General features: G+C 30.1%; 16 protein-coding genes and 1 other annotated feature. Of the genes, 12 read left to right on the top strand and 4 right to left on the bottom strand.

Translation table 11 applies throughout. The features are described from left to right. Positions 1-177 precede the first annotated feature (177 nt). The 4 genes from B3B03_RS05625 (at position 178) to B3B03_RS05610 (ending at position 6891) form a co-directional block, all read left to right on the top strand. On the top strand, positions 178-3837 hold the full coding sequence (locus B3B03_RS05625) for an efflux RND transporter permease subunit (RefSeq protein ID WP_346876672.1): 3660 nt from the start codon (positions 178-180) through the stop codon (positions 3835-3837). Beyond that, positions 3830-4438, top strand: coding sequence for a TetR/AcrR family transcriptional regulator (locus tag B3B03_RS05620; RefSeq protein WP_346876671.1), 609 nt, complete (start codon positions 3830-3832; stop codon positions 4436-4438). Before B3B03_RS05625 ends, B3B03_RS05620 begins: the two co-directional genes overlap by 8 nt. An 87-nt stretch (positions 4439-4525) precedes the next feature. After that, complete coding sequence (locus tag B3B03_RS05615; RefSeq protein WP_346876670.1) at positions 4526-5077, top strand: pyruvate kinase alpha/beta domain-containing protein; 552 nt, start codon at positions 4526-4528, stop codon at positions 5075-5077. A 227-nt stretch (positions 5078-5304) separates the two neighbouring features. Continuing rightward, a complete protein-coding gene (locus tag B3B03_RS05610; protein ID WP_346876669.1) occupies positions 5305-6891 on the top strand; it encodes an ABC transporter substrate-binding protein in 1587 nt (528 codons plus the stop codon). A 132-nt stretch (positions 6892-7023) separates the two neighbouring features. Here B3B03_RS05610 and B3B03_RS05605 read toward each other — a convergent pair whose 3' ends face one another. Together B3B03_RS05605 and B3B03_RS05600 are read right to left on the bottom strand one after the other, a co-directional pair. Further along, a complete protein-coding gene (locus B3B03_RS05605; RefSeq protein WP_346876668.1) occupies positions 7024-8109 on the bottom strand; it encodes a uroporphyrinogen decarboxylase family protein in 1086 nt (361 codons plus the stop codon). Further along, a complete protein-coding gene (locus tag B3B03_RS05600) occupies positions 8102-8770 on the bottom strand; it encodes a corrinoid protein (RefSeq protein ID WP_346876667.1) in 669 nt (222 codons plus the stop codon). Before B3B03_RS05600 ends, B3B03_RS05605 begins: the two co-directional genes overlap by 8 nt. Before the next feature lie 224 nt (positions 8771-8994). Next, positions 8995-9218 (top strand) — a binding site (T-box leader). Positions 9219-9475: 257 nt separating this feature from the next. Here B3B03_RS05600 and aspS point away from each other — a divergent pair. Beyond that, entirely contained in the window at positions 9476-10765 is a 1290-nt protein-coding gene (gene aspS / locus B3B03_RS05595) for an aspartate--tRNA(Asn) ligase (RefSeq protein ID WP_346876666.1), read from the top strand. 108 nt (positions 10766-10873) lie between these two features. On the opposite strand, the gene tpx is transcribed toward aspS, so the two are convergent. Further along, the gene (tpx, locus tag B3B03_RS05590; protein ID WP_346847731.1) at positions 10874-11359 is read right to left on the bottom strand and encodes a thiol peroxidase; all 486 of its coding nucleotides are present in this window, start codon (positions 11357-11359) and stop codon (positions 10874-10876) included. A gap of 100 nt (positions 11360-11459) precedes the next feature. Continuing rightward, positions 11460-12011, bottom strand: a complete 552-nt coding sequence (locus B3B03_RS05585; RefSeq protein ID WP_346876665.1) for a manganese efflux pump MntP family protein — start codon at positions 12009-12011, stop codon at positions 11460-11462. Between the two features lie 591 nt (positions 12012-12602). Between B3B03_RS05585 and B3B03_RS05580 the strand changes: the two genes are divergently transcribed. The 7 genes from B3B03_RS05580 (at position 12603) to B3B03_RS05550 (ending at position 20419) form a co-directional block, all read left to right on the top strand. After that, positions 12603-14393 (top strand): MutS-related protein, encoded by a 1791-nt coding sequence (locus tag B3B03_RS05580; protein ID WP_346876664.1) that lies wholly within the window; start codon positions 12603-12605, stop codon positions 14391-14393. A gap of 215 nt (positions 14394-14608) precedes the next feature. After that, on the top strand, positions 14609-16081 hold the full coding sequence (locus tag B3B03_RS05575) for a flotillin family protein (protein ID WP_346876663.1): 1473 nt from the start codon (positions 14609-14611) through the stop codon (positions 16079-16081). Positions 16082-16316: 235 nt separating this feature from the next. Further along, positions 16317-17510, top strand: coding sequence for a murein hydrolase activator EnvC family protein (locus B3B03_RS05570; RefSeq protein WP_346847727.1), 1194 nt, complete (start codon positions 16317-16319; stop codon positions 17508-17510). A 270-nt stretch (positions 17511-17780) separates the two neighbouring features. Further along, positions 17781-18644 (top strand): ABC transporter ATP-binding protein, encoded by an 864-nt coding sequence (locus B3B03_RS05565; RefSeq protein WP_346847726.1) that lies wholly within the window; start codon positions 17781-17783, stop codon positions 18642-18644. Next, entirely contained in the window at positions 18645-19313 is a 669-nt protein-coding gene (locus B3B03_RS05560; RefSeq protein WP_346876662.1) for an ABC-2 transporter permease, read from the top strand. It abuts the gene before it with no gap. 11 nt (positions 19314-19324) lie between these two features. Beyond that, complete coding sequence (locus B3B03_RS05555; protein ID WP_346876661.1) at positions 19325-19993, top strand: ABC-2 transporter permease; 669 nt, start codon at positions 19325-19327, stop codon at positions 19991-19993. A gap of 45 nt (positions 19994-20038) precedes the next feature. After that, the gene (locus B3B03_RS05550; RefSeq protein ID WP_035132342.1) at positions 20039-20419 is read left to right on the top strand and encodes a GntR family transcriptional regulator; all 381 of its coding nucleotides are present in this window, start codon (positions 20039-20041) and stop codon (positions 20417-20419) included. Positions 20420-20431: the final 12 nt, after the last annotated feature.

The raw sequence follows: 20431 nt of genomic DNA, 5'->3' as shown, positions 1-20431 counted from the left end.
AATATATAAGGAGAGTATACTGTTTGAAAATAGATTAAGTACTTTAGTAAGTATTTAGTCTATTTTTAAGCAGTTTTTTAATGCCATGAACTTATTGTAGCTATATGTAATATATGGTATAATATCTGGTGACTGGACGGTCAGTCATTTGAATTTAATAATAATGGGGGTACTAAAGTGTTATCAAAATTCAGCGTGAAGAAACCTATGACAGTTATAGTAGGGGTTGTACTGGTTATTATTCTTGGAATTATATCTTTTACATCAATGACTACTGATTTATTACCTAGTATAGATTTACCTTATGTAGCAGTAATAACTGCCTATCCTGGTGCAAGTCCAGAGAAAGTTGAGCTTACTGTGACAAAGCCACTAGAACAAGTTTTATCTACTACTAGTGGAGTAGAAGAAATTAATAGTATTTCTAGTGAAAACTCAAGCATGGTTATTATTCAGTTCACTCAAGGGACTAATATGGAAAGCGCTATGATTGAGATGAATGGAAATATTGATATGGTTAAATCCCAACTTGATGATGAAGTGGGGACACCTATGCTAATAAAGATAAATCCAGATATGCTACCAATTGTAGTTGCTAGTGTAGACTTTGATGGAAAAGATATTACTGAAACATCAAAGAAAGTAACAGAGGAGATTATACCTGAATTTGAACGATTGGATGGAGTAGCATCTGTTTCTGGTACAGGGATAATTGAGGAAAGTTTACAAATCTCTCTGAAGCAAGAAAAAATAGATAAACTTAATAATAGAATTCTTAAATCTATTGATGGAAAGCTATCTCAAACTAAAGCAGAATTAGATAAAGCTGAAAAAGCTTTACAAGATGGTAAAGTTAAGTTTAATGAAGAAAGTGATAAGCAGAAGGAAAAGTTATTGGAAGGTAGTATGAGCCTTTCTTCCGGAAAATATCAAGTTGAACAAGGGCTAAAACTATTAATCCAAGGTCAAGAAGGATTAGAAAAAAAGCGTGATGAGATTAAAAAGGAAAAGGAAAATCTAGAGAAAGTTATAGAAGAGCAAATAAAGGCAGGAGAAGAAACTTCAGCAGAAGAAAAATTAAAATTAACACAATTATCTATAACTTTGGAAGCTACTAATAAAAGTATTGAAGAGATTTTAAAGCAAAAGAAGGAATTAGAGAAGAAGTTATCAGAAATTATAGGGGGAGAAAAACAATTAGAAGCTGGAAAGGCCACCCTTAACTCTGAGTTAGCCAAGGCACAACTTCAACTAGAAGAAAGTGAAAAGGCTATTAAGAAAGGAAAAGAAGAATTTAAAATTGCAGAAGAAAATGCTTATAAAAAAGCAGGATTAGATGGAGTGATTTCCCAAAGTTCATTAAGTAGTATATTAGCAGCAGAAAACTTTTCCATGCCAGCTGGATATATTACAGAAAATAAACATGAGTATTTAGTTAAGGTAGGAGACCAATTTTCAAATATAGATGAAATAGAAAATTTAGAATTGATAACCTTGGATATAGATGGTATTGGTACAGTAAAGCTTAAAGATGTGGCAGATATAGGATTTATAAATAATTCCCATGACATGTATGCAAAAATTAATGGTAATGATGGTATTTTACTTTCTTTCCAAAAACAAAGTACAGCTTCTACTGCTGAAGTATCCCATGATATAAATAAAACTATTGAAAAATTATTAAAAGAAAATCCAGATATGCATATAAATCAGCTTAGTGATCAAGGAATGTATATTGATATTGTAATAAATTCTGTATTAAATAACTTAATTTTAGGAGGAATTCTTGCAATAGTAATATTACTTGTTTTTTTAAGAGATATAAAACCAACATTTATAATAGCAATGAGTATACCCGTAAGTTTATTATTTGCAATAGGTCTAATGTATTTTAGTGGAGTTACTATGAATGTAATATCTTTAGCAGGACTAGCGTTGGGAGTTGGTATGTTAGTAGATAATAGTATTGTAGTAATTGAAAATATATATAGATTAAGAAGTGAAGGTATGTCTTCTGCTAAGGCTGCCGTTTATGGTGCAGCTCAAGTTTCAGGAGCAATATTTGCATCTACTTTAACAACAATTTGTGTATTCTTACCTATTGTATTTACTCAAGGAATATCTCGACAACTGTTTACTGACATGGGACTAACAATTGCGTATTCATTAATTGCTAGTTTAATTATAGCCCTAACCTTGGTACCTACTATGTCATCTACTATGCTAACCAATACTAAAGAAAAGCCCCATAAACTTTTTGATAAAATTATAGATATTTATGTAAAGTTACTAGATAAAGCCCTTAATCATAAGATTATAATTATAGGTTTAGTGGTAGTATTATTAATTTCTAGTGCTTATAGTGCTTTTTCTATGGGGACAGCATTTATGCCAGAGGTTGATAGTAATGAGATAATGGTATCAATAGAAATGCCGAAGGAAAGTACTACCATAGATGCTAGAGAAATGAGTAATAAGGTAATGGATATAATCCTTACAATACCAGATGTTAAAACAGTAGGTGCAATGCAAGGTGGCAATGGTTCTATGGGCCTTTTGGGTGGTAATGGTAGCGATAAAGCAGTATCTATGTATATAATTTTAAAAGACGAAAGAAGTAACACTAGTCAACAAGTGGCTACTAGCATAGATGAAAAGACAAAGGACTTAAATTGCGATATAACTGTAAATTCATCTAATATGGATATGTCAGCTATGGGTGGCTCAGGTATAGAAGTTCTTGTTAAAGGTAATGACTTAGATAAACTTAAGGAGATAGCTACTGATTTAACAGGAATTTTAGAAAACACTGAAGGAACAATTGATATATCAAATGGCCTAAAAGATGCATCAGAAGAGACTAGAATTACAGTTGATAAAAATAAGGCACTTAAATATGGACTTACTGTAGCACAAGTATATCAACAAGTGGCTACAGCTATTAAGAATGAAACTAAATCAACTAATATTACCATTAACTCTAATGAATATCCTGTAATAGTTGTAACTGAGTCGAAGGAAGAATTAACAAGGGAAACATTGAAGGATTATACTATAAAAGCTACAGTTAATGGTGAAGAAAAGGAAGTATACCTTAAGGATATATCTACAATTTCAGAAGACCAGGCATTAGCTTCTATTAATCATAAGAATCAAGTACGAAGTATGTCAGTTACTGCTGGTATAGACAATGATCACAATATTGGACTTGTCAGTAGAGATGTAGAAAGCAAAATAAGTTCTTATAAATTACCTGAGGGATACACCATAGATATTACTGGAGAAAGTGAAACAATCAATGAAACCTTAGGAGATTTAATAAAAATGATTTCACTAGCTATTGTTTTAATATATTTAATAATGGTAGCTCAATTTCAGTCATTATTATCACCATTAATAGTAATGATTACTATACCTCTAGCGTTTACAGGAGGACTCTTAGCATTAGTAATAACTGGTTTCGAGATAAGTATGATTTCCATGTTAGGTTTTCTTGTATTAGCAGGAATTGTAGTTAACAATGGTATAGTTTTTGTTGATTATGTAAATCAATTAAGGTTACAGGGCGTTGATAAAAGAAGTGCTTTAATTGAAACTGGAAAGGCTCGTATTAGACCTATACTTATGACAGCATTAACTACTATTTTAGGACTCTTAACCCTTGCTATGGGAATAGGAATGGGAGCAGATATGATTCAACCAATGGCTATTGTGACCATAGGAGGATTAACCTATGCTACACTATTAACATTATTTATTGTTCCTATTATATACGACATATTGCATAGGAAGGCTTTAGTAGCAGTAGTAGAGGTTGAGGAGGGTAAAAATGTTTGATAATAACTATGGTAAAAGAGAAATAGATATATTTAATGCTGTAATAAAACTTATGAATGAAGGCGTAGACCTTCATTCAGTAAAAGCTGCTGATATTGCAGAAGCAGCTGGCATAGGAAAAGGAACCCTGTATAATTATTTTAAGTCTAAGGAAGAAATAATAGCAAAGGCTATTATATATAATATAGAAATTCAATTTAATGAAGTATTTAGCATAGTTAATAAGGCTCAGGGATTTAAAAATAAATGTTATGGTTTATTTAAATTAATAGAAGAAAATTCTAGAAGCAAAAACTCAAACTTTATCCTGGCTTTATCAAGTATTGAAACAGATAAACTAAGACAATATTTAGAAGAAGGTAACCAAATTTTTATAAAGCGAAAGGAAGAAATGTCTGACGCTGTAAGAAGGTTAATGGAAGTTGGAATAGATGAGGGTATAGTTAAAGCACAAGAAAATAGAGAGTATGAATATTATGTATTTATAAGTGCTATGTTAGGCTATTCAAATTATTTTTGTTCTACATCAAACCTTGAAACTACGGATATAGAAAAGATAAAAGAAAATGCTTACACTTTGATTTTAAAGTCATTAAGTTAAAGGATTTTAATTAGGGTAGAATTATTAGCAAAGAGGATATATATTATAATTTAAATATATTATATGTAATTTGGGGAGGAAGTTAGCATGTATTTTGAAAAACCAGGAAAACAGAATACTAAAGATACATTAGAGAGTGCATTAAAAACGGCTCGTAAAAGGAGTATTAAGACTATAGTAGTACCTACTAGTACAGGGAATACTATAGAGGAGCTTATTAAGTTAGATATATATGGAATAAACATAGTATGTGTTACACATGTTAATGGGTTTAAAGAACCCGGAGTTCAAGAAATTTCTACAGAAAAACTAGAATTATTTAAAAGTAGAGGAATTAAGGTTGTAACTACAACCCATGTGCTTAGTGGAGCAGAGCGTGGACTTTCACGTAAGTTTGGAGGAGTAAATCCAGTAGAAATAATTGCATACTCCCTACGTATGTTAGGTCAAGGTACTAAAGTAGCAGTTGAAATAGCAGTAATGGCTTTAGATAGTGGTGCTATAGGATATATGGAGCCCATTATAGCTTTAGGGGGAACAGGCCTAGGAGTAGATACTGCCATTATTATGCGTACGTCTCATGGTTCTAATATTTTAGATTGTAAAATAGATGAATTTATTTGTAAACCAAGTTTATAGTATAATTTTATTTAACTTATTTTAAACTCAATATTCCATTAAGTTTATAGAACTGTCTCAAAACAATTTACTAATATAAGATGTAATTTGTTTTGAGATAGTCTTTTTTGTGGGTAGATTTCATAATGGTCCTTTATTTTAATAATAATTTATTTTTATGCTTAAAATTAGCCTAAAGTGCAAAAGCTAAAGTAAAATAATTTATGTTTTATATCAAGGAGGACATTATGAAACTTAAAAGAATGATTTCTATGTTATTAATAATTATAAGTATAATGAATTTTACTGGGTGCGGTAATTTAAAAGGCCCTAAAAATGATGAAGGGCAAATATCTACTACGGCTGGAGGAAATATAATTGTTCCAGTAACAGAGAAACCAGAAATAGTAAACCCTGCATTTACCAATGTAGGAGAGGTTCAGCTAGTGTCTAATATAATTTATTCTCCACTTTTTTCTTATGGAGACGGAGATGTTAGAACTTATCTAGCAGAGTCTGTTGACGTTAAGGATAATAAGGAGATAACTGTTAAATTAAAGAAAAATCTAAAATGGCATGATGGCAAACCTATAAATGCAGATGATTTGGAGTATACAATAAACCTGATTTTAGATGAGAATCAGAATTCACCCTTAAGAGAATATTTAATTATAGATGAAAAGCCTATAAAAGCAGAAAAATTAGATGAATTAACTATTAAAATAACTCTTCCAGTTGAGAATTCAATGTTTTTATATAATCTTTCCAAGGTGGTTCCTATTCCTAAGCATATTTATGAAAATGAAGGCATAGTTGCCACTTCAGAGAGAAATAAGACACCTATAGGATCTGGACCCTTTAAATTTAAAGAATGGACTAAAGAAGATAGTATGGTTTTAGAAAAATATGATGATTATTATTCAGGAAGTCCTAAGGCTGATTTCATAACAATAAAAGTATTTTCATCAGAAGAAGCTACAGAGGAGGCTTTCAATAAGGGAGAGCTAACCTTAGTTAAAGCAAGCGCAGAATTATATGATAAAGCCTATAAGGGAGAAGAATTGCAATCTTATACCTTTAGCCAAGGAAGATTAAACTATATAGTTTTTAATCAAAATCTTAGTTCAATGCAAAATATAGTATTTAGAAAAGCACTATCCTATGCTTTAGATAGAAAAGAAATGATAGTTGCAGCCTATGGAGAATCAGGTGCAGAGAAGGTAGAAGAAGGGAATTCAATTTTAATTAAAGAGGCAGAACTATACATAGAAGATGAGGTAGAAGTATATAATCATGATATAGAAAAGTCGAAAGCATTAATAGAAGAAAGCGGAGTTTCTATAAACAACCTTAAGTTAGCATATAATACAGAAGCTTTTGCTCATAAGGAGTATGCAGAAATTGTACAGAAACAATTGAAAGACATAGATATAGAGGTTGACATAGTACCTTATGAAAATGTAGATTTTTATAACAAGTTATATAGTAAAGATGATGAATGTGCTTTATACATTAGTGGATATTCTTTAGGATTAGCTCCAGAAGATTATAGAAAGATGTTTGAAACAGGCTCTTACTATAATCAAACAGGATATACTAACTTTAAAGTAAATAATTTATGGAAGATAGGGGCAGAAGAGGTAGATGCAGATAGAAGAAAAGCAATTTATCGAGATATACAACGTCAGATTGCATCAGATGCAGCAATTTATGCTATAGATTATGAACAAAACCTTATGGTAGCACAAAAAAACCTAGATGGGGTACCAGAAGCTAAACCTACAGCTAATATACTTTTTGAAGATTGGTCAAAGTTACATTTAAATAGTAAATAAACTACAAGTAATTTAAGCGCTGAAACTTACCTAATAGTTATAAGAAAGGTTACTTTCAACAATGTAAGGAAATTTCAGCGCTGATTTAACTTTGAATATTTTAAAACTCATTTATAAACCAATAGGATATATTTAAATAACACCATACTTTTTAATAAGAAAATCTATTTTTTCTGGATCTATAGGCCATCCAAGTTCTCTAGTAACATCCAGCATAGCATGGATATTATCCATAGGAGTTTCAACAGGAAGTCCACATCCAGACATTACTGAATAGCCTTTAGGACTATCATAACCATCCTTTATACATATTAAGGTAGCTACCTTAACTTCATTAGGAGTACCGCTATACATTACAGTAGAAGGATCTACATTTCCCATGATTTTTATGTGGTTTCCTATAGTTTCTTTACACTTTGATAGGCTTACTACATTATCTATGCTAAATGCACTGAAGCCTAAGTCTACTATATCTTGCCAAATAGGATCTGTTTTTCCGCAAATATGAACAGAAGGAGTTGAACCTTTATCCTTTATGAAGTTAACTAATTGTTCCATATATGGCGTACAGTATTTTCTGAAATGAGTAGGGCTAATAACAGTGGAAGATGCCATAGGTTCACAGATGCTAATTCCAACGCCTTGTTTTAGAGATTCTTTCACAAAAGAAATACAACTATCAAGAGAAATTTTGCATAGTTTATGAACGGCTTCAGGATTTCTTATCATGAGTTTGGTCATTTCTTGAACACCAATTAAGAAACATGCATTAGTGAATGGTCCTACTATTGCTGCACTACAAGGAACTTCAGAACCTATAGCATCTTTTACGATTTTCATAGCTTCTATATGAATAGGAAGCCTTCCATCCTTTAATGGATTTACAGGGGTAAGTTTATTTAGTTCATCTATAGATTTAATTGCTGGTTCAAGTAGGTCTACAGTATTATCTTCTGGATATTTCATTTTTGCACCCATGGCTTCTGAAATAATAAATAAATCTGTAAAAATTTTAGCACCATCTCCACCAAATCTTTTGTGGGTTTCTATAACTGCATTGGATAGAGCTTTACTACTATGATTAAACTCAGAAATTTTTAATCCTGCTACCCTTGCAATACCATTGGAAAGATTTGGATTGCATTGTATTCTATCGATAGTGTTTCCTTGAGAAATTGCTATAGCCCTTTCCATAGGAGTCATTTTATCCTTAAACATTAGCTGCATTCCTCCTTGAAACAAGTTCTTTGGCTAAACGAGCAGCCTTTGAAGCCTCAACTTCATAACCATCTGCCCCTATTTTATCTGCAAAGCTTTGAGAGATGGGTCCACCACCTATCATGACTACAACATCATCTCTAAGTCCAGCATCATTTAACATATCAATAACTACCTTCATATTATCCATAGTTGTAGTCATTAAAGTAGACATTCCAACTAATGTAGCTTTTGTTTCTTTTACTTTATTTATGAATTCCATAGGAGGAACATCTCTTCCTAGGTCATGTACTTCAAAACCACATGTTTCAAGCATAATTTTGAATAAATTTTTACCTATGTCATGGGTATCGCCCTCTACTACACCCACAACAGCCTTATGTTTTATCTCATTAGAAGCAAATTTTAGATGAGGTCTAAACTTATCCATACCTGCATACATAGCATCAGAACACATAAGTAGCTCAGGAATATAATACTCCTCTTCCTCATATAAAATTCCTGCCTTATCCATTCCTACAGCTAAACCAGAAGCTATTCCATCATAGGCATCATATCCTAGATTTAGGTATTCGTCAGCTTTAGCTCTTACTAAATCTTCATCCATATCAAGGACGCTGTTACATAGAGCATCTAAAAGTAAATTTTTCTTTTCGTCCATTTTCACACACACCTTTTTGTTTTATTGTAGGTTTCTATAAATTCATAAAAAAATAAATTTATATCCAAGTATATAATAATATTTTTTTTAGAATAATTTAGCATTATTTGAAATAACTATTAGTTAAATTTACTTATTTAAAATTCTAACTAAAAATAATGAAGAATTATCAAAATATATTGACAAAAATTCTAAAAAGGCATATTATATAGAAAATATATATTTATAATTCTTTGAAAGGAAGAGTAAATATTACTAAGTATGTAAAGCGAGTAGAGGATGGTGGAAGCTCTATGAGAAAAGTAGTATTGAAAGACATCCTGGAGATATTTACCTGAAATGAAAAGTAGGGTAGATCGGATTCCTCCGTTAAAGGGATTGAGATGATAAAGTAAATAATACTTAATCAAATTAGGATGGTACCGTGAATATTGCTTTCGCTCCTATTGGAGTGAAGGTTTTTTTATTTTAATGAAATAGAGCTCATTTCATTAATGTTAGTTTTCTTAGAATACCGGTATAAGGCATCTTCAAATGTCTTAAGAAAATTAATCTATCCTAATATATAATAATTTCTAGAGTGTAAAACTCTAAGAATTTATTAGTGTTTAATTACTATATCAGCAAGGGTGGTACCGCATATTTTGCCCCTTGAGCCGTTGGCTTAAGGGGCTTTTTAAATGCTTAAATTTAGGAGGTATAACAATGAAAAGAGTATTAATAAATAATTTAATTGATCATATGAATGAAAAAGTAAAAATATCAGGATGGGTTTATCGCATAAGAAAGTTAAAGTCCATTACCTTTATAGTATTAAGAGATAGAACAGGTCTAGTACAATGTGTAGCTGAAAATTCTATTGCTGAAAAAATGGATTTAAAAACAGAATCTGTAGTTTCTATTGAGGGTGTAGTTAAAGATGGAAAAAATAAATTAAATAACTTTGAGATTGAAATTGAAAGTATTGAAGTTATTAATTCTACAATAGGGGAACTTCCTATAGAAGTTAATAATAAAGACCTAAACATTAATTTAGACACTATGTTAAATAATAGAGTATTAAGTTTGAGACATGAAAAGATAAACTCAGTATTTGGTATTCAAAATATACTAGTTCAGGGATTTAGAGAATTTCTAACTAAGGAAGGATTTACAGAAATTTTCACACCCAAATTAGTATCTGAGGGAGCAGAAGGAGGAACAGAGGTATTTAAGGTTAAATATTTTGAAAGAGAAGCTTATCTAGCTCAAAGCCCTCAGTTTTATAAGCAGATGATGGTAGGTGCAGGTTTTGAAAGAGTTTTTGAGATAGCTCATGTATATAGAGCAGAACAGCATAATACCAATAGGCACTTAAATGAATATATAAGTATGGACTTTGAAATGGGATTTATTGAAGATGAAAGAGAAATTATGGACATGGAAGAAAGACTATTAAAGTATATTTTAAGTAAGGTTAAAGAAGAGGGGAATAAATACTTAGACATACTAGAAGTTAAAATTCCAGAAATCCGAGGAGAAATACCTAGAATGAAGTTGAAGGATGCCTTGGACATACTAGAAAAAGAGTACGGCAAAGAGAACTTAGATGGAGACCTTGACCCAGAGGGTGAAAAACTTATTTATAGATATGCCAAGGAAAGGTTAAACTCAGATTTCATATTTTTAACCCATTACCCAAGGAAAAAGAGACCAATGTACACCATGCCTTGTGGAAAACTAGAGACTTACAGCTTTGACTTATTATTTAGAGGAGTTGAAATAACTACTGGAGGACAAAGAATTCATAATTATAATGAGTTAATAAAAAATATAGAATATAAAGGTCTTAACCCAGAGAATTACAGCAGCTATACCTGTGTATTTAAACAAGGTATGCCAACCCATGGAGGTCTTGCCATAGGATTAGAAAGGTTAACGGCTCAGTTATTAGGATTAGAAAATGTAAGAGAAGCATCACTAATTCCTAGGGACAGAACTAGACTTACACCTTAAGTGACCTTAGGAGCAAAGAGAAAAAAATTAAAATTTAAGTATAAGTTCTAAGTCCAGGATATTATTATACATCCTGGACTTTCATTAAAACATATACAAATTATTGTATTACTTCACAGCTTGAAGTGCAGCTTCATAGTTAGGTTCATCAGTGACTTCACTGCAATATTCTACATAGGTAATTGTGTTATCTTCATCTAATACGAAGACAGCTCTAGTAAGTAATCCTAGTTCATTGATGTATACTCCATATCTATCACCAAATTCTCTAGTTTTATAATCGGAAAGAGTAATTACATTTTTAATTCCAGCAGCTCCACACCATCTACCTTGAGCAAAAGGTAAATCCATTGATATGGTGTATATAGTAACATTATTAAGTTTAGAAGCTTCTTCATTGAATTTTCTAACTTCCATATCACATACACCTGTATCTATAGATGGAACAACTACAAAGATTCTTTTTCCTTTAGTATCTTGTAAAGTAACAGGTTGTAGTTCATTATTAATTAAAGTAAAGTCAGGAGCCTTATCTCCTACTCTTAGTTGAATTCCTTTTAAAGTAATTGGATTGCCTTGAAATGTAATTTCCAAGCATATCATCTCCTTTTAAATTTATATTCCATAGATATAATATGCTCAAATATACTATTTATTATAAGGTTTTATAACAATATTTAAATAGTAAACAATATTATAAAACTGCCTTTACAGCTATAATAATTAAAATAATTCCGCCTAATATTTCAGCTTTTTTACCAAGTAAATCTCCACATTTCTTTCCTATGAAGATGGCAATAAAACTACAAATAAATGTGGTTATACCGATGATACAAATAGCTGGAAGAATAGCAATATTCATAGCGCTAAAGCCAATACCTACTGCAAAAGCATCTATACTAGTAGCTATTCCTTGAAAAAATAAAAGCTTGTAGTTAAGGGGTACAACTTTATTTTCATCTTCTTCTTTATCTGGGAATATGCCTTCTTTTAACATATTTGCCCCTATAAATCCTAATATGATTAAAACTAAAATACCAGAATATTTACTTAAAATTTCTGAGAACATTCCTCCTGCATAATAACCTAGAAAAGGCATTGCCCCTTGAAAGAAGCCGAAGAATAAAGGCATAGCTATAATTTTTGTTTTAGTAGCATCCTTGTACACCATACCATTAGTCATAGATACTGCGGCAGCATCCATACTAAGACATAATCCTATCATTATAATTTCAATAGTACTCATTAAAAAACTCCTTAATCTTATTTTATTAAACTTTAAGTTATCCTCCTCATACATAATAAAAGACCCATGTATAGCAAAGTTTAAAGTATCTCTTTTATTAGAGACATCTTAATTAAGCTATACATGAGTCTTGTTCTTTAAGGCAAGCCAGATTAAAAAATTAATCATTATGTTGACTTGTCACGTATAAAAGCATTATACGCAAACTACTCCCCCATGATACATTATTTTATTATTATATTATAAAACCATGAATAAGTAAATATGATTTACACTTTTATATAAGTTTGATATAAGTAGAAATATTGGATATAATATACATGTAATATAACATGTAGTAACAGTGAAGAGCAACAATATAATTTAAACATAAAATTAAACTGAAAAAGATATTATAAAATAGCTTATCTATATATGGAGAATTTAACTATAAAACTATATAACTATATAAATAGTTAACTATTTGTTCTGTTCATGCGGGTTTCGGGGGTTTGCTGTTTAAATATTATATTTAAACTTATGTTAAATATATAAGAAATTGATATAGGTACAGTGATGATTTTAAAGTGTAAAAAGGAAAGGAGTAATAATGTGGTTGAAGATAAATTTTTAAGCAAAATAAGTAAGTATAATGATGATATTGCTAAATATAAAAAAGAATTTGATAGAATCGGATATTTAAGATTATTAGTAATGATACTAGCCTTGTATTTCACCTATATAGGAATAAAGGTAGAAGTGACAAATAGGGTTCTATTTCTTTCTATAGTTTTTTATGGAAGTTTTATATTTTTAGTAATATATCATAGAAAAGTAAAAAGTAAATTAAAACTGGCTGAGGATATGATTGAAATAAATAATAGATACCTTCAAAGAATTTCTGGTCAGTGGATAAAGTTTCAGGATTTGGGAGAAGAGTTTGTAAATAAGGAGCACAGATATGCATCTGATTTAGATATTGTAGGTAGTGAATCTTTATTTCAATTAATAAATATAACTAATACTTGGCATGGAAGAAAATCTTTAGCTAATTCTTTATTAGAACCTAGGTTTGATTATAATGAAATACTATTAAGACAAGAGGCTATAAAAGAGTTATTTGATGACTTGGATTTTTGTGAGGAAATGGAGTATATAGGTAGAAATAGTAGGAATAGATTAAAAAGTCCTGAAAAATTAATAAAATATGTAGAAGATAAAGGTGTCCTTATAAAATCGAAATTAATTAAAAAGACTATATATTTAATGCCCTTAGTTACAATACCAATTACTTTAATAATACTTATATTTAAAATGAATAATTTTAATTGGTTAATGTATTTTCTTTTAATTGTGCAAACAATTATATGGACAATATCTACTTTAAAGTTAAATTTAGTTCTAGAAGTAGTTAATTATTTTAGAGGAAACCTAGAAGAGTATTTAAACATTTTAAAGTTAATAGAGAAAAAAGATTTTAAATCTAAAAAGTTAAAGAATATAAAAGAAAATTTATTTAAAGATAAAGATTCATCAATTAAACCTATAAAAAGACTTTCTAATATATCAGAAAGAGTAAATATGAGAAATAATGGATTGTTATATTTAGCTTTAAACATACTATTTCTTTGGGATTATCAATGTGTATTTTCTCTTGAGGATTGGAAGGCTGAAAATGGTGATAAAATAGAAAGTTGGCTTTCCAATATTGGGGTTATAGAAGAACTTATGAGTCTTGCTGTGTTAATTCATATAGATGAAAATGTAACATTACCAACAATAAATCCTAGGGGTGTTAAAATAGAGGCACAAGACCTTGGTCATCCTTTAATAAATAGAGATGTACGAGTTAATAATGATTTAAGTATGAAGGAAAATATATTTATAATTACAGGATCAAATATGTCAGGTAAAACTACATTTTTAAGAACTATAGGTATAAATTTAGTTTTAGCCTATGTAGGTGCACCAGTATTTAGTAAGAAAATGGAGTGTAGCTTATTAGAGATATATACATCTATGAGGATAACAGATGATTTAAAAAATGGAATTTCAACTTTTTATGGAGAATTAATTAGAATAAAGGAAATTATTGAAGGTGCAAAGAATAATAAAAATATGATTTTTCTTATTGATGAAATTTTTAGAGGAACTAATTCTAAGGATAGGATTACTGGAGCTGAAGCTGTAATTAAAAACTTAAGTAAAGCTGGAGTTATAGGGGCTTTAACTACTCATGATTTAGAATTATGTAGTCTTTCAGAGCATAGTGGAATAAAAAATTATCATTTTTCTGAGTATTATAAAGAAAATAAAATATATTTTGATTACAAACTAAAAGTAGGTAAATCCAATACCACAAATGCTAAATATTTAATGAGAATTGTAGGAATTGAAATTTAATTTACATGGGTTCTTTATTTTTAAAGAAAATGGTGTAATTTTAAGTATGTATTAAGTACTTTTAAGTTAATATTCTCATGGAAAGTAATATATGTGTTATTATTTTCATAAGATATATAAGGCATCTTCAAAAAATAAATAAGTCAGAATATACTTTCCATCTTTGACTTATTATTTATTTTCAGATGCCTAAAATAATTAGGGGGAAAGTGTAAATGGGAGAACTGTTAGAAATTTTTACTGACAACTTAGGATGGATAATTCTTGCATTAGCGATTATTTGGCTTATTTGTATTACTTGGAAGAAGGCAGCCCAAGATAAAGCTATTGTAGTTACAGGACTTAAGAGAAGGGTTATAAGTGGTAAGGGAGGATTTGTTGTTCCATTCTTCGAACAAACCAATAGATTATCACTTGAAAACATGAAGGTTGAAGTAAAGACTCATGAATCCTTAGATAGTAATGGAGTACCAATAGATACTGATGGAGTAGCTATAATAAAGGTTAAGTCAGATCCTGCAAGTGTATTATTAGCTATGGAGCAATTTAATACTGGAAAAGAAAGAGAAACTATTGAAGTAATGAAGGGAACTGTACAGGATGTACTGGAAGGTAAACTAAGAGAAATAGTTTCAAAAATGAGTATTGAAGAGATATACAAAGACAGAGAAATGTTTGCAAATGAAGTTGAAAATGTTGCAAAGTCAGACCTTGAAAGGATGGGTCTTGAAATTAAGACCTTTACAATTAGAGACATAGACGACACTAAGGGATATCTTCAAGCACTTGGTGCTAAACAAATAGCAGAAGTTAAGAAAAATGCAGCAATAGCTGAGGCAGAAGCAAAGAGAGAAGAGATGCAAAAAACCGCAGAAGCAAAGAGACTTGGAATGGAAGCACAAATATTTGCAGAAGCTGAAATTGCTAGAGCTAATAAAGAGAAGGAATTAAAAGTTCAATCCTTTAAAGAAGAAGAGAAAAAGGCACAAGCTAAGGCAGACTTTGCTTATGAAGTTGAAAAGAATATAGTTCATAAGAAAGTTGTAGAAACCTTAAAGGATGCAGAATTATTTGAAGAACAAAGACAAACTGATATAGCAGATCAACAAGTACGTAAAAAAGAGAAAGAACTTGAATCTACAGTTAAAAAAGTAGCAGAAGCTGATAAATATAGAGCTGAGCAAGCAGCAGAAGCTGAGAGATTTATGATGATTAAGAGAGCTGAAGCAGAGGCTGAAACAATAAAAATTAAAGGTATGGCAGAAGCAGATGCCATAAGATTAGTAGGAGAGGCTAATGCAGATGCAATGAAGGCTGAGGCAGAGGCTATGAAGAAGAAGGCTGAAGCTTATAAGGAATATGGAGAAGCAGCTATTATTCAAATGTTAACAGATAAGCTTCCAGAGGTAGCAAAGAATATAGCAGAGCCATTATCTAGAACTGAGAAGATGGTTATTATTGACAATGGGGGTCAAGGTGGGGCAGCTAAGGTGTCAAAGAACATAGCTAATATCATGGCTGAAGTTCCAGAAGTTATCAATTCCTTAACTGGTATAGACCTTGTAGAGCTAGTAAAGGGAATAACCTTAAATAAGAAAAATGAAGATTTAGAAGATGATGAAGAAAAAACTATTATAGAACCTGAAACTATAGAATCAGAAGTAGAAGAGAGTTCTGTAATAGAATAAATATTTATACAGTAAAAAGACTCTAGGCTATTAAATTAGTGGCTTAGAGTTTTTATTTTTCAATTTATCATTTTAAGCAAATACAGAGTCTAATAAAGAGTTTAGAAGGTTTCATATAAATATGAAATTTCTACCAAAACCCCTAGTTATGTTGACAAGGGGGGTGTACATTGCTAGAATTAAAAATAGATATTGGTAAAAGTATGGAGAAAAGGTGCCATTAGGGGGGAAAACCATGAATAAAAAATTAAGATTCATAGCAGCGGTAGTTGTAAGCTGTAGTTTAATGTCATCAACAGTATTAGCAGATGACTTATCAGATGCAAAAAGTAAATCTAAAGAAATTGAAACGCAAATTGAAAGTAATAAGGCTAAAGTATCTGAGTTAGAAGAAAACAGAGATAATATATTAAGTGAAATTTCAGAGTTAGACAACAATATGGACAAGTTGTATAGTGAGGTAAATAATTTACAAGCTCAAATTTCACAGTCAACTAATAAAATAGAAGAGCTAGAAGAAAGATCTAGTGAACTTAAAAAAGAGTTAGAAGCCAATAAAAAGGTCATGGATAAAAGACTAAGAGTTTTATATAAAAACAATGGTACAAGCTACATAGAAATTCTACTTAGTGCCGAAGGTTTTTCAGATTTTTTTGAAAAGATAGATATAATTAATACCTTAATTTCTTTTGACAATGAAGAAATAAATAAATTTAAGGCAAATCAAGAAGAATTAGATAAAAATATAAAGGATTCCTCTGAAGAAAAGAAAACCTTAGAAAATGCAAAAGCTATAGTGGATGCAAATTTAGAAGAATTAAATGCTAAAAAAGATGAGAAGACAAAACTTATGGCAAAGGCAGAAAATGAATTAGGAACAGCTGAAAAGCTTTTAGCTCAAAATGAAGCAGAATCTGAAGAAATTTTAGCCAGTATAACAGCTATGGAAAAAGCTGCTAGCAGGCCTTCTCGTGGAGGTTCAATTTCTCAATCAAACACTAAGCCTTCAAATAGTGGGTCATCTTCAAGTCAAGTATCCACTAATGGAATGTACTCAATAACAGGAACTAGATATGCTATTACATCTCCATTTGGAAATAGAACTAGTCCAGTAGGTAGAGGGCAAGAATTCCATAAAGGAATAGATATAGGTGCTCCATATGGTGCTCCGGTGTATTCTCTTAAGGCTGGAACTGTAACTTATGCAGGATGGATGGAAGGATACGGTAATGTTGTTGTGGTAAGTCATGGAGACATTAGTACATTATACGCTCATAACTCATCTTTATCAGTAAGTGTTGGACAAACAGTAGCAGGAGGACAACAGCTATCAAATGTTGGTTCTACTGGATGGTCAACAGGTCCTCATATACATTTTGAAGTTATTAAAAATGGAACTAATATAGATCCTGCACCATATTATTTTTAATACAAATTTTTAGAATATAAGAAGTTTAACATATATGTAGATAAAAACATCTAAGCATTGGCAAGCCACTAATGCTCAGGTGTTTTTATTTTGGATTAAATTTAGTGTTGACATAGTGTATATAAACAATATATACTGTTAGTATAAAGAAGCAATTTAGCTTAATTTTTTTATAAGTACTGTACATACTGAATATTAACAGCGTTAAACAGTAGTTATAGTAAACTTAATTTTAAATTAAAATTTATAAGAATTAATGGAGGTGTTACTTTGTCCAATAAAATAATAGAAATAAAAAATTTGACTAAAGAATATGAAGATTTTAAGTTGGATAATATTTCATTTAGTTTAGATAGAGGATATATTATGGGCTTTATAGGTGAAAATGGAGCAGGTAAAACAACTACTATAAAACTAATTATGAATTTACTAAAAAGAGATGAAGGTGAAATTCAAATCTTTGGTAAAGATAATATTGACAATGAAAGAGAGATAAAGGAGCGTATAGGATTTGTTTATGATGAATGTTTTTATTATGAAAATATCTCTATTAAAGATAATGAAAAAATAATCTCTGGTTTTTATAAAAGTTGGAATACTAAGGTCTTTGAGAATTATTTAAGGAAATTTAACTTAAATAAAAAGCAAAAGGTAAAAGAATTATCTAAAGGAATGAAAATGAAATTTGCCATTGCTTTAGCATTAAGTCATAATGCAGAATTTTTAATACTAGATGAACCGGCTTCAGGACTAGATCCAGTTATGAGGCGTGATATTTTAGATGTATTTCAAGAGGTCATACAAGACGAAAATATAGGTATTTTAATTTCAAGTCATATAATTTCTGATTTAGAGAAGATATCAGATTATATAACTTACATCCAAAAGGGAAAGATAGTTTTCTCTAAAGCTACTAGTGAATTAATGGAGGAATATAAAATAATTAAAGGGGATAAGACTTTATTAAGTAAACTTGATGAAAAAGTTATATATGGATTGAGAGAAACACCATATGGTTTTGAAGGAATAATTAAAGATAAATACATTGAAAAAAGTATAAGGCAGAAAATTGTTAGTGAAAAGCCATCTTTAGAGGAAATTATGGTAGCTATGAATAAGGGGGTAAGAAAATAAATGTGGAAAATGGCCATGAGAGATTTAAGGGGAGTATTTAATCTATACAGCAACAAAAGTGGATTAATTATGATAGTAGTAGTTATATTGTTTGGAGTTGGGAATAAAGGAGCTGGCTTATTTAATTATTTTTTACTAATGGGTGGGGTAATTAGTATAGCCTTTACTGAAATGGAAGCTAGAGATAAGATTCATATTAGTATACTTAGTAGTCCTTGTAAAAGAAGTGATTATGTATTAGGTAAGTTTCTGTTTTCTATTATGTGGATAATCATAGTAACAGTAATAGGAGTGCTATTAAATAATCTAATTTATATGATATATCCAGCAGAGTATTTAAAATTGCCTCCATCTGTAATTAAAGGGACTGTTAGTTATATTCTTATATTTGTAGCTCTTTATTATTGTGTATATTTTTCATTAGGAATAAAGTTTGCAAAGATATTTTACTTTGTTATCTTCTTTGTTATAATGGCAGGAACTTTAACCATAGGTGAGTATCTTAAAGGAGAAGCATTACCTGGGTGGTTATCTAGCATAGAAAGACTTTTAGTGATATTTCAAAGTAATACTTTAGTAAGTAACATTATATTAAGTGCACTGGTATTAGGTATTTTAGCTTTAATTGCTACTATATCAGTGGTTATTTATGAAAAGAAAGATTTTTAGGAGGAGAATTTATGGGAGCTCTTTTAAAAAAGGACTTTATGACTAGTCGATATATCTATACTATTTCTCTTTTAGTTGTAGGGATAGCATTATGTTTTGCTTCTATGTACAGCTTTGAAGCTACACTTTTGATTTATTTATTGGGAACCTTCATAGTACCGTTAATAGCAAATAAATTTACAGCCACAGATGAAATGAGAAGAAACTATGATGTGATAATTAATAGCTTTCCGGTAAGAAGAGTTGATGTAGTGATAAGTAAATTTATTTATTATTTCATAATTTATGTTTTATGTTCATCTATACTTATGTCAATAGTATTGTTAGTTGGAAACTTTAATCAAGAAAATTTATATATAATTTATATTATCCAATCTTTATCCTTTATATATTACTGTTTAATAATTGGGGTTACGAATTTTATATACTATAGATATGATTATAGTGTTGCTGCAAAATACTCTGCAATCATTATTATTGCAGTTATAAATGTGCCTATAATTATTTTGAAGCTTATTGATAAGATACGCCCTAATATTTTCAAAGGAATTAGCAAGTATTTATTAGTAAGTACAATTCCTAGAGTGTATTTAGCTATAGGTATTATTCTAATAGGAATTATAATATATTTTTTCTTTATAGTATTGTCTATAATTGGATATAGAAAGAGAGATTTATAGGTAGATAAAAATTTTCAGAATACATTTAAACTTGGAGGAATTTCAATGAATATAATAATAAACAACTCTTCGGGAGAACCCATATATTCTCAGATAGAAAAACAAATAAAGGACGATATTTTAACAAATAAGTTAGAGCCTAATGAGCCATTGCCATCTATACGAGGACTTGCTAAAGATCTGAGAATTAGTGTAATTACAACTAAGAGAGCTTATGATGAGCTAGAACGAGAAGGGTTTATATACACAGTTCCAGGGAAGGGATCCTTTGTAAATGTTCAAGATAAGGAACTTTTAAAAGAATCTATTATGAGAAATATGGAAGACTATCTAATTAAGGCAATAGAGGAAGGTTCTAAAGCTGGAATATCAGTAGAAGAAATCATAGAAAGTTTAAGAGTACTTGCTGAAGAATATAACCTATAGTAGGAGGAATAT

It is taken from the genome of Clostridium sp. UBA5712 (genome assembly GCF_002419845.1).
GTDB lineage: Bacteria > Bacillota > Clostridia > Clostridiales > Clostridiaceae > Clostridium_J > Clostridium_J sulfidigenes.
Note: the sequence above shows the minus strand (reverse complement) of the source record. Positions and strands in the feature narration are given on the sequence as shown.

What these genes read in the sequence shown, in the direction of transcription:
- B3B03_RS05620 (WP_346876671.1), top strand. Translation starts at nt 3,830, where the DNA reads ATGTTTGATAATAACTATGGTAAAAGAGAAATAGATATATTTAATGCT.
- B3B03_RS05615 (WP_346876670.1), top strand. Translation starts at nt 4,526, where the DNA reads ATGTATTTTGAAAAACCAGGAAAACAGAATACTAAAGATACATTAGAG.
- B3B03_RS05610 (WP_346876669.1), top strand. Translation starts at nt 5,305, where the DNA reads ATGAAACTTAAAAGAATGATTTCTATGTTATTAATAATTATAAGTATA.
- B3B03_RS05605 (WP_346876668.1), bottom strand. Translation starts at nt 8,109, where the DNA reads ATGTTTAAGGATAAAATGACTCCTATGGAAAGGGCTATAGCAATTTCT.
- B3B03_RS05600 (WP_346876667.1), bottom strand. Translation starts at nt 8,770, where the DNA reads ATGGACGAAAAGAAAAATTTACTTTTAGATGCTCTATGTAACAGCGTC.
- aspS (WP_346876666.1), top strand. Translation starts at nt 9,476, where the DNA reads ATGAAAAGAGTATTAATAAATAATTTAATTGATCATATGAATGAAAAA.
- B3B03_RS05585 (WP_346876665.1), bottom strand. Translation starts at nt 12,011, where the DNA reads ATGAGTACTATTGAAATTATAATGATAGGATTATGTCTTAGTATGGAT.
- B3B03_RS05575 (WP_346876663.1), top strand. Translation starts at nt 14,609, where the DNA reads ATGGGAGAACTGTTAGAAATTTTTACTGACAACTTAGGATGGATAATT.
- B3B03_RS05570 (WP_346847727.1), top strand. Translation starts at nt 16,317, where the DNA reads ATGAATAAAAAATTAAGATTCATAGCAGCGGTAGTTGTAAGCTGTAGT.
- B3B03_RS05560 (WP_346876662.1), top strand. Translation starts at nt 18,645, where the DNA reads ATGTGGAAAATGGCCATGAGAGATTTAAGGGGAGTATTTAATCTATAC.
- B3B03_RS05555 (WP_346876661.1), top strand. Translation starts at nt 19,325, where the DNA reads ATGGGAGCTCTTTTAAAAAAGGACTTTATGACTAGTCGATATATCTAT.
- B3B03_RS05550 (WP_035132342.1), top strand. Translation starts at nt 20,039, where the DNA reads ATGAATATAATAATAAACAACTCTTCGGGAGAACCCATATATTCTCAG.